We start from the raw sequence: 15,190 nt of genomic DNA, 5'->3' as shown, positions 1-15,190 counted from the left end.
CGCACACGGCGCCGTTCGCCCCCCGTGTTCCGGGCGCCGGGCCCCCGCCCGGCACGCGGAAGGGCTCCGCACCCTGGAGGATGCGGAGCCCTTCTCGAACGGTCGGAGCGGCGCGGATCCGCCGCCCCTCCCGCGCGGACTACTTGATCTTGGTGCCGGTGGAGCGCAGGTTCGCGCAGGCCTCGGTCACGCGCTTGGCCATGCCGGCCTCGGCCAGCTTGCCCCAGCTGCGCGGGTCGTAGGTCTTCTTGTTGCCGACCTCGCCGTCGACCTTCAGCACACCGTCGTAGTTGCGGAACATGTGGTCCGCGACCGGGCGGGTGAAGGCGTACTGGGTGTCGGTGTCCAGGTTCATCTTGACCACGCCGTTCTCCAGCGCGGTGGCGATCTCCTGCTCGGTGGAGCCGGAGCCGCCGTGGAAGACGAAGTCGAACGGAGCGGTCTTGCCGTACTTGGCGCCGACGCCCTCCTGCAGGTCCTTCAGCAGCTCGGGGCGCAGCACGACATTGCCGGGCTTGTAGACGCCGTGCACGTTGCCGAAGGAGGCGGCGAGGAGGTAGCGGCCCTTCTCGCCCAGGCCCAGCGCCTCGGCGGTGCGCAGCGCGTCGTCGACCGTGGTGTAGAGCTCGTCGTTGATCTCGTGGGTGACGCCGTCCTCCTCGCCACCGGTCGGGGTGATCTCGACCTCAAGGATGATCTTGGCGGCGGCGGCCTTGGCGAGCAGCTCCTGGCCGATGGACAGGTTGTCCGCGAGGGTCTCGGCCGAGCCGTCCCACATGTGGGACTGGAAGAGCGGGTTGAGGCCCTTGGCGACGCGCTCCGCGGAGACGTCGAGCAGCGGGCGCACATAGCCCTCGAGCTTGTCCTTGGGGCAGTGGTCGGTGTGCAGCGCGACGGTGATGTCGTACTTGTCGGCCACGACGTGCGCGAACTCGGCGAGCGCGACCGCGCCGGTCACCATGTCCTTGTTGTACTGGCCACCCAGGAACTCCGCACCACCGGTGGAGATCTGGATGATGCCGTCGCTCTCGGCCTCGGCGAAACCACGCAGCGCTGCGTGCAGAGTCTGCGTCGAGGTCACGTTGATGGCCGGGTAGGCGAACTTGCCTGCCTTCGCCCGGTCCAGCATCTCGTTGTAGACCTCGGGAGTTGCGATGGGCATCTGTCCGCTCCTTGTGTATGCGGGTGTGCGTTCTTGGCCCTGACCAGGGGGCGACGACTTCGCCGGGCTCATCTTCCCAGACTCGGCCGTTTGCTCCACATCCCTAGCACGGTGCGCATGACCAAGGGGTGGACGGTTTCACGTGAAACCGTCCACCCCTCGGAAAAGCCACTGGTCAGGGCAGCGGGTGCCTCTTTCCCCGCCCGACATCACGACTTCGTTGCCGCTCGCTCACGGCTCCGCCCGCCCCGGTGTGCGCGAGGTCCGGCCGCCGGGACTCAGCCCAGGCCGAGGTCTCCGAGCTGGTAGCCGGTGAGGTACGGCAGGCCCGCCTCGGCGATGGCGGAGGCGGCGCCGCGGTCGACGATCGTCGCGACCGCAACGACTTCGGCGCCCGCCTCGCGGGCCGCCTCGACAGCGGTCAGCGGCGAGCCACCGGTGGTCGAGGTGTCCTCGACGATCAGTACCCGGCGGCCCTTGATGTCCGGTCCCTCGATACGGCGCTGCATACCGTGCGCCTTCTGCGCCTTGCGCACGACGAAGGCGTCCAGCCGCCCACCGCGTGCGGCGGAGGCATGCAGCATCGACGTCGCGACGGGGTCGGCGCCGAGCGTCAGCCCGCCGACCGCCTCGTAGTCCAGGTCCGCGGTGAGCTCCAGCATCAGCCGGCCCACCAGCGGCGCCGCCTCGCCGTCCAGGGTGATCCGGCGCAGGTCGATGTAGTAATCGGCCTCCTTGCCGGAGGAAAGCGTCACCCGGCCGTGCACCACGGCCTTGTCCTTGATCTGCTGCAGCAGCGCGCCGCGCGTGTCGTCCGGCATTACTTCGTTGACGTCCTCGCTCATGCGCATGAGCTTAGGCCAGCTCAGGACGCCATGGGCCGGCCCGGGGGCCGGACCACCGCCCGGTCCGTGCCGCCTGAGCGGCGGGACGGACCGGGCGGCCCGGCCTCTCCGGCGGAGCCTGTCCGGCGCCTCAGGCCAGGGAGCGCCAGCTCCACGTCGTGGAGATCTCCAGCGGGTCGATCGGGGTGACCAGGCGCGGCCGGGTGTTGAGACCGTTGGGCGGACCCGACTGCGGCTCGACGCACACCGCCGCCTCCTGCTCGTCGTAGATCACCACCCACTCGGCCCGGCTGGCCACCTTCAGCTCCAGCCGGCCCGGCCAGGTGAGAGTGACGTCCACACCCTGCGGCATGCCGAAGCAGTCGTCCCAGGGCCCCGGCTGCGGCGAGAGCCGCCCCCCGGTCGGGAGGTGGTCCTCGCCCCGCTCCTCCTGCCACTCGGCGGTGAAGTTCAGCTGCACCTCCACGTCGCCGCCCTGCGACGCCTCACCCGGCGCGCCGCCCTCCGGTCCGCCGAGGTGGCGTACGAACCACGGGTGCCAGCCGGCCTGCGCCGGGAAGGAGTCGTCGGTCGCCTCGATGCCCATGGTGAGGGTGAGCGACTTGCCGTCCTCGGCCAGCTCCACGAGCTGGGTGACCTTTCCCGGGTACGGCCACGGGGCCGCCGGATCGGCGAGGTCGTAGGTGAACGCGGCGGTCGTCGCCGTCACACGCGCGGTACGCCAGCGAAGGTTGCGGCCGGTTCCGTGGATCGCGTGCGGCGCGGCGTTGATCGGCATCTGGTGCAGTACGCCGTGGCGTTGCCCCGGACCGCCCACGGACACCCCGCTGCGGAACTGCCCGTGGTCGAGCCGCCCGCACCACGGAACCATCGGGAAGCAGCCGTACTTGGCGCCCTGCCGCAGCAGCTCCGTACCCCCGACACGGAGGCTGGCGATACGGCAGCCGTTGTCCGGATGAACGGTCAGTTCGGTGTCCCCGGCGGCCAGTCGCACGCCGGCCGGCGTCTGCGAAGCGCTCTGCGCGGTGTTGTCGGTGCTCACGGAACCGACCCTAACGGTGCCCCCCGCCCCCTGCCCGAGGTCTCACGCCGCAGGCCGCCCCGCCCGGATCGAGTCCGGGCGGTGGCCGACCGGTGGACGCCCGCCCCCGACTCAGCGGCGGCGGCGCAGCACCCGGCCGACGACCACGGCCGAGGCCAGCACCACCGCGGCGGCGGGCGCGGCCCAGCGCAGCGTCGCCGACGTCGAGTTCGCCTCCGGGGCCGGCACCGGCGCGTACCGTCCGCGCGGCGGGGCGTGGTCGACCTCCTCCGCACTGCGCCCGATCATCGTGCGGCGCGCGTGCGCGGCCTCCGCTGGTGTGCCGTCGACGTCATCGTCGTAGCCCTCATAGCCGTCGCCATAGCCGTCGCCCTCCTCCACGTCATCGGCGTCGTCGGCGTCATGGGCACCGCTCGTGCCGTCCGCATCGCTGAGCGGGTCGAGCGACGGCGGCGGCACCTCGGTGTCGAACACCCCGCGCCCGGGCGCCTCGGGCCCACCGGGCGCCTCGGTCGCGCCGGAAGCCTTCTGGTCGATCGGGCCGGAATCCTCCGGCTCACCGGGCGCCTGCTCGGCGGCTTCCGCACCGGACGCGGCAGCGCTCCCCGCCTCCGCCGTCCCGTCCACCGGCCGCTTCGCCAGATCCGCCGCCAGGTTCTCCGCGAACCGGTCCAGCAGCCGGCGCCCGGCGGTCCTGGCGGCCTGGTCGGTGACCTCGGCGAGCCGGCCGTCCCTGCTGACCTTCCCGGTGCAGGTCAAGGTCGTACCGGGGCCGGGCTCGGTGACCGACGAGAGCCGTACGGTCAGCGTCAGCGCGGCGGAGCCGTCGCCCCGGGCCTCCGTCCCCCGGGCCTCGACGGTCACCGGGGCCGCCGCGTCCGCGGCGCCGGAGCCATTCGGCCCCTCGGCGGTGATCTTCAGCGTGCCGCGGTAGGTGATGGTGGCGCTGCCGACGCGCAGGCGCAGCCGACCCTCCGGCTTCTGCGGGGCCGCATCGGCGTCGAGCTGCACCCCTGGGACACAGCGCGCCACACGCGCCGGCTCGGCGAGCGCCTGCCGCACGGTCCCGGCGGGAAACGGAACGTACACCTCATGCTCCATGACATGGGAGCCTACCCAGCGGCCCCCGGACACGTGCCCGCTCCCGCGCAACTTTCTTCCCGCCCCGCCGGCGCCACCCGCCCAGACCCCCGCGCGCCCCGCACCACCGGCGGCTCCGGCCTCACTGGCGGTAGCGCGGGTGCATCAAGGTCGACGGCAGCAGGCCGGTGATGCGGTCGCGCACGGCCTGGCGCTCAGCGGCCCGGAGGGTGGTGGGGGTGACGGTGGCGAGCGGGGGCGCGTCGGGCGCGACGTCCGGCCTCAGCGGCCGGCGCGCTGCCAGCAGAAAGCCCCAGTGCTGGATCGGCCCGGTCGCCGGTGCGGCGAGCGCGCCCCCGGCAGTGGACGCTTCCGGCGCGAGCGGGCCGATCAGGCCGACGGCCCGGTCCGGGCCGCCGGAGAAGTCCGTGAACCTGCCCGGGAAGCGGTAGGGCGCGGTCCGCAGCCCCACCGACCGCAGCGTCGCCTCCACCGTCCAGAACGACCTCCGCCGGGCGACCGGCGGCCCGGCGTGCACCACCAGACGTCCGTCGGCCGCCAGCACCCGCACCGCGAGCCCGTAGAACTCCTGCGAGTAGAGCTTGGTGCTCGCGGTGATCCCGGGGTCGGGCAGATCGGAGACGATCACGTCGTACCGCGGCGCCGCCCGGCCGCCCCTCGCGCCGCCCTGCTCGCGCAGCCAGGTGAAGGCGTCCGCCGTGACGGTCCGCACCCGGGGGTCGCTCAGGGAATGGCGGTTGAGGGCGGACAGCCCGGGGTCGGTGCGCGCCAGCCGCATCAGGCCGGGGTCGAGTTCGACGACGGTCACCGAACGGACCGAGCGGTAGCGCAGGACCTCGCGCACGGCGAGACCGTCGCCACCGCCGAGGACCAGCACCCGGGCGTGCGGGCCACCCGCCATCGCCGGGTGCACCAGCGCCTCGTGGTAGCGGAATTCGGTGTCCGCGCTGACCCGCAGCCGCCCGTCCAGATAGAGCGCCAGCGGCCGGCCGGAACCTTTCCTCCCGCGTCCCGCACGGGCGCCCGCGCCCGTGCCCCCGGTCATCACCACCTCCTGGACACCGGTCTGCACCGCGACCCGCGCCGCCGACCCGTAGACCGCCTTCCGGGCCGCCCGTTCGAACGGTGTGGCGAGGACCGCGCCCGCGACGAGCAGGGCCAGCACCACCACGTTGGCGGTGAGCAGTGCCCAGCGCGCACGGCGGGTCAGATCCCGGCGGAACAGCCACAGCACGAGCGCGCCGCCGGCCACGGCGTTGACGCCGCCGGTGACCAGAGCGCCGGTCAACTGGCCCAGGCAGGGCAGCAGCAGGAAGGGGAACGCCAGGCCACCGACCAGGGCGCCGACGTAGTCCGCGGCGAAGAGGTCGGCGACCGCGCCGCCCGCGTCCTGCCGGCGGACCCGCTGGATGAGCGTCATCAGCAGCGGCACCTCGGCGCCGATCAGCACTCCGATCGCCAGGGAGAAGCCGATGAGCGCGGAGCGCGACTGGCCCAACCAGGCGAACGCGGCGTAGAGAGCCATCGCGGAGGTGCCGCCGACCAGTGCCAGACCCGCCTCGACCGCGCCGAAGCCGACCGCCGCCCGGCAGCGCAGGCGCTTGGCCAGCAGGGCACCGATGCCCATCGCGAAGACCATGACGGACAGTACGACCGATGCCTGGGTGACGGAGTCGCCCACCAAGTAGGTCGCCAACGCGACCAGTTCGAGTTCGTAGACCAGGCCGCAGGCGGCGCAGACGAAGACGACGGCGAGGACGAGCACACGGCCCAGCCCGCACGGCACCGGCAGCCGTGCCGGCTTGATGTCCTCCGGCGGGTCGAGGACGCCGGTGGGAGCGGGCTCTGGCGGCTCGATCATGAAATGAACGCTACGTGACGGTTCCGTGCCCCTTTGTCACCCACAAGAGTGCACTCTCCGTTCTACACCCCGTGGGCGACATCAATTCGGATGCCGCCCACGGAGCCCGCGCCCTCAGGCCGCCGCGACCGCCGCCCGCACCCCGACGCGGGTGCGGGTGGCCACCAGTCGGCCCTCCTGCGGGTAGGCGTGCCAGGTCCGCCAGCGCACCTGCCCCTGCTGACGCTGCGCCAGCATCGCGGTGAAGGCGTGCGGCGAGCCGGGGAACGTCCCGGCCAGGCCGTAGGGGTGTTCCGCCACCAGGGCGAGCAGTTCCTGGGCGCGCCCCGCGAACGAGCCACGGGAGAGCGTCTCCACATGGGCGGCGAATTCGTACTCCCAGTCCCCCAGCCGCTTGGCCACGCCCAGCGGGAGCGGCGTACTGCTCCCGGGCATGCAGGCGACCGTTTCGGAACAGGTGCCGTGCTCCTCCTCCAGGAGCACTTGGTGGGAAGCCCCGAGCAGTCTCAACTGCACCTGGGCGTCGTCTAGTTGAAGATCCAGTACCGCGAGGGCCGGCAGGGGTTCCCTGCCCAGCGCCCACGCGAGGTCGGATGCACGGGTATCGGTGTAGGCCGTCTTCAGGGTCCTGAGCATGGGTCGGCTCCGCAAGCACGCAGTGGATGGTGGGCCGGCCCGCCCTAGAAGGATTCAGGGATGCATGACTGCCTGCCGGCTCGTGCCCACGTGGGGTCCGAGAACTGGGGGATTCTCAAGGGAGAGGGAATCATGGATGCCCCGTCGCCCACAGCGTTTTTACCCATCTTCTCCGGGTTTCCATCCCCTAGAGGGCCTCCCAGTTCAGTTGTTCAACAACCAAGCCGCCGAGGGGCGTTGGCGCAGCTCGGGCCACTGTCCCGGTGCATATGCGAGCAGGCATGAGCCGCATGCATGTGTGCCGACCGGGGGACCTCCGTACGGGTGTGGGCACGGCCCGTACGGAGGTCCCCCGAACGCCTCAGGAACCTCCGCCGCCGCCACCGCCACAGCCGCCGCCACCACCGCCGCCGCCACCGCACGAGGACCCTCCGCCGCAGGAAGAGCCCCCGCCACAGGAGGAGCCGCCATGGTGCCCGCCCGATCCGGAGTCACCGCCGCCGGCCCACCAGCTGCCGCCGCTCGAACCCGCGTACCCCCCGCTGCGTCCGCGCCCCTTACCGGATCCACCCCGCGACGCCATGGCCACCAGGCCGAAGAACACCGCGCAGATGACCAGGAAAATGACGATTCCCATCTGCCTCACACTCCTTCCGTTCCCCCGAAGCGAGGCTTCCGCTCCGTCCGGCGCCCCGTGCGCCGCTCCGGCACCGTCCGGCGCCGATGGCCGCTGCCGTCAGCGGCCGCCCTTGTCTGTCGTGACGGGCTGATGCCCTCGGCCCGAAGGACTCAAAGCACAGTTGAGGAACTCCAGAGGTTCGGCGCAGGATGGCGCCCATGGACCGACCGCTGCTCAACCGCCGCCTCGCCGAATTCGGCACGACGATCTTCGCCGAGATGTCGGCACTCGCCGTCCGTACCGGCGCCATCAACCTCGGTCAGGGGTTCCCCGACACCGACGGCCCCGACGAGGTACGGGAGGCGGCGGTGCGCGCCCTGCGCGACGGCCGCGGCAACCAATATCCGCCGGGTCCCGGGATCCCCGAGCTGCGCACCGCCGTCGCCGCGCACCAGGAGCGCTTCTACGGCCACCTCGGCGTCTCCTGTGACCCGGAGACCGAGGTCCTGGTCACCGCGGGCGCCACCGAGGCCATCGCCGCCTCGCTGCTCGCGCTGCTGGAGCCGGGCGACGAGGTGATCGCGCTGGAGCCGTACTACGACTCCTACGCCGCCTGCATCGCGATGGCGGGCGCCACTCGCGTCCCGGTGACCCTGCGTCCGGACGCGGCGACCGGCTCGTACACCCTCGACCCGGACGAACTGCGCAACGCCGTCACCGACCGCACCCGCCTCATCCTCCTCAACACCCCGCACAACCCCACCGGCACCGTCCTCACCCGCGATGAGCTCGCCGAGATCGCCCGTCTGGCCTGCGAGCGCGATCTGCTCGTCGTCACCGACGAGGTCTATGAACACCTGGTGTTCGAGGGCGAGCACCTCCCCCTCGCCTCGTTCCCCGGCATGCGCGAGCGCACGGTCGCCATCAGCTCCGCGGGCAAGACCTTCTCCTTCACCGGCTGGAAGGTCGGCTGGGTGACCGCCACTCCCGAACTGGTCGCCGCCGTCCGCTCGGCCAAGCAGTTCCTGACCTACGTCTCCGCCGGCCCCTTCCAGTACGCCGTCGCCGAGGCCCTGGCCCTCCCGGACAGCTACTACACCGGGCTGCGCGAGACGCTGCGCACCCAACGCGATGTCCTCGCCGACGGCCTCGCGGACGCCGGCTTCCAGGTCTTCCGCCCCGCCGGCACGTACTTCATCACCACCGACATCCGCCCCCTCGGCGAATCCGACGGCTTCGCCTTCTGCCGTGCCCTCCCCGAGCGCGCCGGTGTCGTCGCCATCCCCAACGCGGTCTTCTACGACCACAAGGACCAGGGCACACCGTTCGTCCGCTTCGCGTTCTGCAAGAGCGTCAACGTCCTGGAAGAAGCCGTCAGCCGCCTGAAGGCACTCTGACGCGCACGGGCACCGGAATCTGCACGGGCACGTGCACGGGCACCTTCAACCGCAGGTGCCCGTGCAGGTGCAGGTTCTGCCGCACGGGCCGCGCCGCCGCCCACCCGATCGGCCGACTGCGGTAGCGCGTTGGGCGGGCGCCGCACAGAGTCGGGGGAGCGGGCGCGAGCCTGCCCGCCGGACAGGGGTCGGTCCGGCAGCCGTCGTTCCTGCCTCCGGTGCGGAGGCCCGCCCCCGCACCGGAGGTGTTCCGTGTCCGCAGAGACCGTCGACACACCGGCCGGAGCCGCTCCCCCCGACAGGGCCGGGGCACCGGACACCCCGCTTCCCAGCCGCCTGCGGATCCGCGCGGCCCTGCGCCGCGCGACGCCCGCCCTCGCCCTGTTCGCCACGATCCGGCTCGCCGGGCTGGTGAGCACCGCGCTGTGGGCGTGGCACACCGGCCGGCACCCGCGCACGCTGCTGGGCGCCTCCTGGGACTCCCGCTGGTATCTGAGCATCGCCCGCCACGGTTACGGCGCGCCCGCACCCACCGGGATGTGGCCCGATCTGCCCTTCGCCGACCTGGCGTTCTTCCCGCTCTACCCCTGGCTGGCCCGGATCGTCGGAAGCCTGATACCCGTCGGCCTGCTGAACGCCGCTCTGCTGGTGGCCTGGGCCGCGTCCGCGCTGGCCGCCTGGGGGGTCTTCGCCGTCGGCGCGCATCTGTACGACCGGCGCGTCGGCACCCTGCTCGTGGTCCTGTGGGCGCTGCTGCCGCACGGCGTCATCGAGTCGCTCGCCTACACCGAGTCCCTGCTGACCGCGCTGTGCGCCTGGTCGCTGTACGCGCTGCTGACCCGCCGCTTCCTGGCCGCGGCGGCGCTCGCGGTGCTCGCGGGGCTGGCCCGCCCCAGTGCTCTGGCCATCGTCGCGGCGGTCGGCGCGGTCGCGGTCACCCACACCTGGCACCGCCCCGGGCCCCTGCCGCTGCGTCTGTGGGCCGCCGCCCTGCTCGCCCCGCTCGGCTGGCTGGGTTACGTCCTGTGGGTGGGAGCGCGCGCCGGCATCGGACCGCTCGGCTACTTCGAGGTCCAGGAGCTGTGGGGCTCACGCTTCGACTTCGGCCACGACACGCTGCGCTCCGTCAAACACCTCGTGCTCTACGGCGACCCGCCGGCACATTTCATGGTCGTCGCGGTCCTGTCGGTGTCCCTGCTGCTCTACGCGCTGCTGGTGCTCGACCGGCCGCCGACGGCGCTGCTCGTCTACACCACCGTCCTCGTGGTGATCGCGCTGGGCGGCACCGGCTACTTCGCCTCCAAGCCGCGTTTCCTGCTGCCGGCCTTCCCGCTCCTCCTGCCCCTGGCGCTGGCCCTGTCCCGGGCGCGCACCCGAACGCTCCTGCTGGCCACGGGCTCCCTGGGCGGCCTCGCGCTGGGCTACGGGATCTATCTCCTGACGGTCGCGGATCTGCCCCTTTAGCCCGAGGGGCGCCCGGCAGACGCACGCGGGCCCCCGGAGCCGATGCTCCAGGGGCCCGCGCAGCCGGATTCCGGTGAGGCTCAGGCCTCGTCGTCGCCCGGCTTCTCGTCGCCTTCGATCTCGGCCTCCAGGCCGAGCTGCTCGACGATCCACTTGTCGAACTCGATGGACGCGCGGACCCAGCTGACCGTGCTCGACACGAAGTGTTCGAGCGAGACGCCGACGCCGATCAGCATCGATGCCTCACCGATCAGCCGAACGGTGCCGTCGTCGTGGGTGTGGGTGTAGGCCTTGGGCCACAGGGTCCGACGGTTCCAGTCGTCGATCGCCTCGAGCAGCTTCGACTTGTCGTCGATGCCGTGCGGACGGTCGTAGAACGTACGGACGGAGAAGATCTGCTGCTCCTCCTCGCCCCGGAACATGAAGTACGTGCGGAACTGCTCCCACGGGGCGGCGAGGTCCCCCTCCTCGTCGACCACGTACTTCAGCTCCATCTGGTCGAGGAGCTGCTTGACGAGATCCTGGTCGGGCACGACGGGACCCTCAGGCCCCGACGGCTGCGGTTCGGGTTGGCCCCCGAAATTCGGAATCGAGGACGGGTCGATGCTCACCGTGGAATTCCCTTCGTATGGTCTTTTGCCATCCTCCCCCATCTCCGCCCCGTCCTGGCAAGCCCGGCCGGGGCGGGCGCAGCGCGAGGGCATCAGCGCCGCGCGGCGCGCCGCAGGTCAGGCCACCGGCCCGACCGCCTCCACGGAGAGGTGATCGCCGTCGACGTCCACCCGGACCGTGTCCCCGTCCAGTACCTCGCCGGCGAGGATCGCGCGGGCCAGCTGGTCGCCGATGGCCGTCTGGACGAGGCGGCGCAGCGGGCGGGCACCGTAGGACAGGTCCGGCATCGAGGTGCTCGGGGCGTCGATGACGGGCTCCTGACCGAGCCAGGCGAGCCAGGTCAGGGCCCGGTCGCTGACGTCGAGGGTGAGGCGGCGGTCGGCGAGGCGGCGCTGGAGGTGGGCGACCTGGATGCGGGCGATCCGCTGGAGCTGGTCCGTACCGAGCGGATGGAAGACCACCAGGTCGTCGAGCCGGTTGAGGAACTCCGGCCGGAAGGACGCCCGGACGGTCTCCAGCACCTTCTCCTTCTTCTGCTCCTCCTTCAGCAGCGGGTCCATCAGCACATTCGAGCCGAGGTTGGACGTCAGGATCAGGATGGTGTTGCGGAAGTCGACCGTGCGGCCCTGGCCGTCGGTGAGCCGGCCGTCGTCGAGGACCTGCAGGAGCACGTCGAAGACCTCGTGGTGCGCCTTCTCCACCTCGTCGAGCAGCACGACGCTGTAGGGGCGGCGCCGGACGGCCTCGGTCAGCTGGCCGCCCTCCTCGTACCCCACGTAGCCGGGCGGTGCGCCCACCAGCCGGGCGACGCTGTGCTTCTCGCCGTACTCGCTCATGTCGATGCGGACCATCGCCCGCTCGTCGTCGAAGAGGAAGTCCGCGAGGGACTTGGCCAGTTCGGTCTTGCCGACGCCGGTGGGCCCCAGGAAGAGGAACGACCCGGTGGGCCGGTCGGGGTCGGCGACACCGGCCCGCGAGCGCCGCACGGCGTCGGACACGGCGCGCACCGCCTCGTCCTGGCCGATCAGCCGCTTGCCGAGCTCCTCCTCCATCCGCAGCAGCTTCTGCGTCTCGCCTTCGAGGAGACGGCCCGCGGGAATGCCGGTCCAGGAGCCGACCACATCCGCGATGTCGTCCGGGCCTACCTCCTCCTTGACCATGGAGCTCTTGGCCTCCTTGGTCGCCTCCTGCTCCGCCTCCGCCTCGGCGGCCTCCTCCAACTCCCGCTCCAGGCCGGGGATCTCGCCGTAGAGCAGCTTGGATGCGGTGTCGAAGTCACCGTCGCGCTGGGCGCGTTCGGCCTGGCCGCGCAGGTCGTCGAGCCGTTCCTTCAGCTCACCGACGCGGTTGAGGCCCTGCTTCTCCTTCTCCCAGCGGGCGGTCAGGCCGCGCAGCTCCTCCTCCTTGTCGGCGAGGTCCTTGCGCAGCTTCTCCAGGCGCTGGACGGATCCGGCGTCGGTCTCGTTCTTGAGGGCGAGCTCCTCCATCTTCAACCGGTCGACGGCGCGCTGGAGTTCATCGATCTCGACGGGCGAGGAGTCGATCTCCATCCGCAGCCGGGACGCGGCCTCGTCCACGAGGTCGATGGCCTTGTCGGGCAGGAAGCGGGAGGTGATGTAGCGGTCGGAGAGGGCAGCCGCCGCGACCAGGGCGGAGTCGGCGATCTGCACCTTGTGGTGCGCCTCGTAGCGGCCCTTGAGGCCGCGCAGGATCGCGACGGTGTCCTCGACGGTGGGCTCGGCGACCAGCACCTGCTGGAAGCGGCGCTCCAGCGCCGCGTCCTTCTCGATCCGCTCGCGGTACTCGTCGAGCGTCGTCGCGCCGACCATCCGCAGCTCACCGCGGGCCAGCATCGGCTTGAGCATGTTGCCCGCGTCCATCGCGCTGTCACCGCCGGCGCCCGCCCCCACGACCGTGTGCAGCTCGTCGATGAAGGTGATGATCTGGCCGTCGCTGGACTTGATCTCCGACAGGACGGTCTTCAGCCGCTCCTCGAACTCACCGCGGTACTTCGCGCCCGCCACCATCGCACCCAGGTCGAGCGCCACCAGCCGCTTGTCGCGCAGCGACTCGGGCACATCGCCCTTGACGATGCGCTGCGCGAGGCCCTCGACGACGGCGGTCTTGCCGACGCCGGGCTCGCCGATCAGCACCGGGTTGTTCTTCGTGCGCCGGGAGAGGACCTGCACCACCCGGCGGATCTCCTGGTCCCGCCCGATGACCGGGTCGAGCCTGCCCTCCCGGGCGGCCGCCGTGAAGTCCGTACCGAACTTCTCCAACGCCTTGTACGTGCCCTCCGGGTCCGCCGTGGTCACCCGCTGCCCGCCTCTCGTCTCTTCGAATGTGGCCAGCAGCTTCTTGGCCGTGGCGCCCTGCTGCGCCAGCAGCTCACCGGTCTTGCCGCCCTTGGCCGCGATGCCGATGAGGAGGTGCTCGGTGGAAACGTACGCGTCCCCGAGCTCCTTGGCGCGCTGCGCGGCGTCCGCGATGACGGCGAGCAGCACACGGTCCGGCTGCGGCGGCGCGACGGTCGAACCCTGTGCGCTGGGCAGCGCGCTGAGCTGCCGCTCGGCGCCCGAACGCAGCACCGCGGCGTCGGCCTCGACGGCCGCGAGCAGGTCGGTGATGTTCTCGTTGTCCTGCCCGGCCAGCAGCGCGAGCAGCAGATGAGCGGACGTCATGTCCGCGTGCCCGGCGGTGACCGCCCGGTCGTTGGCGGCGCTCAGCGCCTCCCGGCTCTTGTTCGTCAGCTCGGCGTCCACGTCGCGCGCTCCTCCTCTTACTCGGCTTACTCGACCTGCTCGGCTCACTCAGCTCTACGGGCTGGGGGCCTGTGGGACTCATCGGGGTCGCGGCGCCTGTGCGGCCGATGCCCCGCGCCCGTAGGCCCATTGTGCCAAATCTGCTCACCCCTGCATGCGATAAGTTGAGTCTATTCCACTCAAGGCAGAAAAGCGGCCCCGTCGACCCCCTTCCACAGTCTCGCGGGCGGCCCGAACCGCCCCGCACGCACCGTCGTGTCCGATGACCGCCGGATCTCCCGGACCCCTTCTTCCGCTCCCGCCGCCTCCGGCCTCCCCCGCCCCGGCGCGCCCGGATTACCCTTCCTCCCATGGCCCACGACCTCGCCGCCCTCAGCCCGGAGTACCTCGCCTTCTGGGGCGAGTACCTCATGCCCACGCTGACCACACTGCGGGCGAACGGCACGCCGCATGTCGTCCCCGTGGGCGTCACCTACGACTCCGGGCAGCGGATCGCACGGATCATCACGCGCAAGGACAGCACCAAGGTCAAGAACGTCCTCGCCGCCGGCCCCGAGGGCGCAACCGTCGCCGTGTGCCAGGTCGACCGCGGCCGCTGGGCGACGCTGGAGGGCATCGCGCGGGTGCGTACGGACGACGCGTCGGTGGCGGACGCCGTGCGCCGCTACGCCGAGCGCTACGGCCGGACGCCGACGCCGAACCCCGACCGCGTCATGATCGAGATCGCGGTGAACAAGGCCCTCGGCCGCGCCTGACCCGTACGACCCACCGACCGGCACCTGGCCGAAACCTGCCCCTGCGCTGCCGCCACCGACCGTCCACCTGGTACCCAGGACCGGTCGGCTCCGAACAGATCCGTACTGGAATCGGCCCTTGGCGATCAGGCGGCATCGCCCGTACCCCTCACACCCCACCTCGCCCCGGGGCGACAACGGGCAACAGACGGCAGCTGGAGGCCGCATGGCGTCGGCAGCACATCCCACCCCGACCGTTCCCCGCCACCCAGGCCCGGCCCCGCCACGCCCCCGCGCCGAGCTCTGCCCGCGCTGCGGTGGCCAACTCGCCGTCAACCAGGACGGATGGAAGATCTGCCACGCCTGTGGTTACGCCTCGCCGCCCGGCGCCGCCCCTCCACCCCGGGCCCTTCGCGGGGGTATCGTCGCCCCCACACTCGCCACGCCCCGGAGGGCACGATGAACCCGGTCCGAGTGACGGCGATCGCCTGCCTGATGCCGCTGTCCGAGCTGGACGAGGATCCGTTCCTGGTCGATGACCGCACCCAGCACGACATGTGCAAACAGTGGGCGGCGGCCCGTGACTACCGCCTGACCTGCCAGCTGAGCCTGCACCGCCTGCGCGCCGATCACCAGGCCCTGTGGAGCGACGTGAAGGCGGGGCTGGTCGATGTGTTCGTGACGCCCAACCGGCGGGCCCTGGAGAACGCCGTCAAGAGCGCCGACGAATTCACCGCCCGCTGCGCCGCTGCGGGTGTCCGCCTGGAGACCGCCGATCTCGACGAGCCGGTCTACACCCTGGCGATGAAGTCGCATGTGCACCGCCGCCTGTCGATGCCGACGGCCGGCTACAACGGCTGCTGACGCCGCTCCGCACGCGAAAAAGGGCCGGGTGACCCGGCCCTTTCCCACACGCTCCGCGAGGTGGCTGACAGCCGGCCGGAGCCGGAGCCGC

Annotated in this window: 13 protein-coding genes; 4 read left to right on the top strand and 9 right to left on the bottom strand. The window is 71.8% G+C overall.

Annotated features, from left to right (window positions below; translation table 11 throughout):
* Positions 1 to 139: 139 nt before the first annotated feature.
* The 7 genes from fbaA to ACGFZW_RS13365 form a co-directional block, all read right to left on the bottom strand.
* Complete coding sequence (gene fbaA / locus ACGFZW_RS13395; protein WP_393893200.1) at positions 140 to 1,162, bottom strand: class II fructose-bisphosphate aldolase; 1,023 nt, start codon at positions 1,160 to 1,162, stop codon at positions 140 to 142.
* Between the two features lie 278 nt (positions 1,163 to 1,440).
* Positions 1,441 to 1,983 (bottom strand): orotate phosphoribosyltransferase, encoded by a 543-nt coding sequence (pyrE, locus tag ACGFZW_RS13390; RefSeq protein ID WP_393893286.1) that lies wholly within the window; start codon positions 1,981 to 1,983, stop codon positions 1,441 to 1,443.
* A 154-nt stretch (positions 1,984 to 2,137) separates the two neighbouring features.
* Positions 2,138 to 3,049 (bottom strand): aldose 1-epimerase, encoded by a 912-nt coding sequence (locus tag ACGFZW_RS13385; protein WP_393893199.1) that lies wholly within the window; start codon positions 3,047 to 3,049, stop codon positions 2,138 to 2,140.
* Positions 3,050 to 3,160: 111 nt separating this feature from the next.
* The gene (locus tag ACGFZW_RS13380) at positions 3,161 to 4,150 is read right to left on the bottom strand and encodes an SRPBCC domain-containing protein (RefSeq protein ID WP_393893198.1); all 990 of its coding nucleotides are present in this window, start codon (positions 4,148 to 4,150) and stop codon (positions 3,161 to 3,163) included.
* 121 nt (positions 4,151 to 4,271) lie between these two features.
* The gene (locus ACGFZW_RS13375; protein ID WP_393893197.1) at positions 4,272 to 6,011 is read right to left on the bottom strand and encodes a polyamine aminopropyltransferase; all 1,740 of its coding nucleotides are present in this window, start codon (positions 6,009 to 6,011) and stop codon (positions 4,272 to 4,274) included.
* Positions 6,012 to 6,125: 114 nt separating this feature from the next.
* Positions 6,126 to 6,647 (bottom strand): DUF2617 family protein, encoded by a 522-nt coding sequence (locus ACGFZW_RS13370; protein WP_393893196.1) that lies wholly within the window; start codon positions 6,645 to 6,647, stop codon positions 6,126 to 6,128.
* 361 nt (positions 6,648 to 7,008) lie between these two features.
* A complete protein-coding gene (locus tag ACGFZW_RS13365) occupies positions 7,009 to 7,284 on the bottom strand; it encodes a hypothetical protein (RefSeq protein WP_393893195.1) in 276 nt (91 codons plus the stop codon).
* Positions 7,285 to 7,484: 200 nt separating this feature from the next.
* Here ACGFZW_RS13365 and ACGFZW_RS13360 point away from each other — a divergent pair, with 200 nt between their 5' ends.
* Both ACGFZW_RS13360 and ACGFZW_RS13355 read left to right on the top strand, forming a co-directional pair.
* A complete protein-coding gene (locus tag ACGFZW_RS13360; RefSeq protein WP_393893194.1) occupies positions 7,485 to 8,663 on the top strand; it encodes a pyridoxal phosphate-dependent aminotransferase in 1,179 nt (392 codons plus the stop codon).
* Positions 8,664 to 8,915: 252 nt separating this feature from the next.
* Entirely contained in the window at positions 8,916 to 10,127 is a 1,212-nt protein-coding gene (locus ACGFZW_RS13355) for a hypothetical protein (protein WP_393893193.1), read from the top strand.
* Positions 10,128 to 10,207: 80 nt separating this feature from the next.
* Here the strand turns inward: ACGFZW_RS13355 and ACGFZW_RS13350 are convergent, their stop codons facing one another.
* A complete protein-coding gene (locus ACGFZW_RS13350) occupies positions 10,208 to 10,738 on the bottom strand; it encodes a YbjN domain-containing protein (RefSeq protein WP_393893192.1) in 531 nt (176 codons plus the stop codon).
* 117 nt (positions 10,739 to 10,855) lie between these two features.
* Positions 10,856 to 13,501 carry an ATP-dependent chaperone ClpB gene (clpB, locus tag ACGFZW_RS13345; protein ID WP_393893191.1) on the bottom strand — a complete coding sequence of 882 codons (2,646 nt, stop codon included), beginning with the start codon at positions 13,499 to 13,501 and terminating at the stop codon, positions 10,856 to 10,858.
* Between the two features lie 350 nt (positions 13,502 to 13,851).
* On the opposite strand from clpB, the gene ACGFZW_RS13340 reads away from it, so the two are divergent.
* Together ACGFZW_RS13340 and ACGFZW_RS13335 are read left to right on the top strand one after the other, a co-directional pair.
* The gene (locus ACGFZW_RS13340) at positions 13,852 to 14,256 is read left to right on the top strand and encodes a pyridoxamine 5'-phosphate oxidase family protein (protein WP_393893190.1); all 405 of its coding nucleotides are present in this window, start codon (positions 13,852 to 13,854) and stop codon (positions 14,254 to 14,256) included.
* Positions 14,257 to 14,694: 438 nt separating this feature from the next.
* Entirely contained in the window at positions 14,695 to 15,099 is a 405-nt protein-coding gene (locus ACGFZW_RS13335; protein WP_393893189.1) for a hypothetical protein, read from the top strand.
* Positions 15,100 to 15,190: the final 91 nt, after the last annotated feature.

The sequence above is a fragment of the Streptomyces sp. NPDC048248 genome, assembly GCF_043201875.1.
In the GTDB taxonomy this organism is placed as follows: Bacteria; Actinomycetota; Actinomycetes; order Streptomycetales; family Streptomycetaceae; genus Streptomyces.
This window is presented reverse-complemented; position numbering and strand designations above follow the sequence as displayed.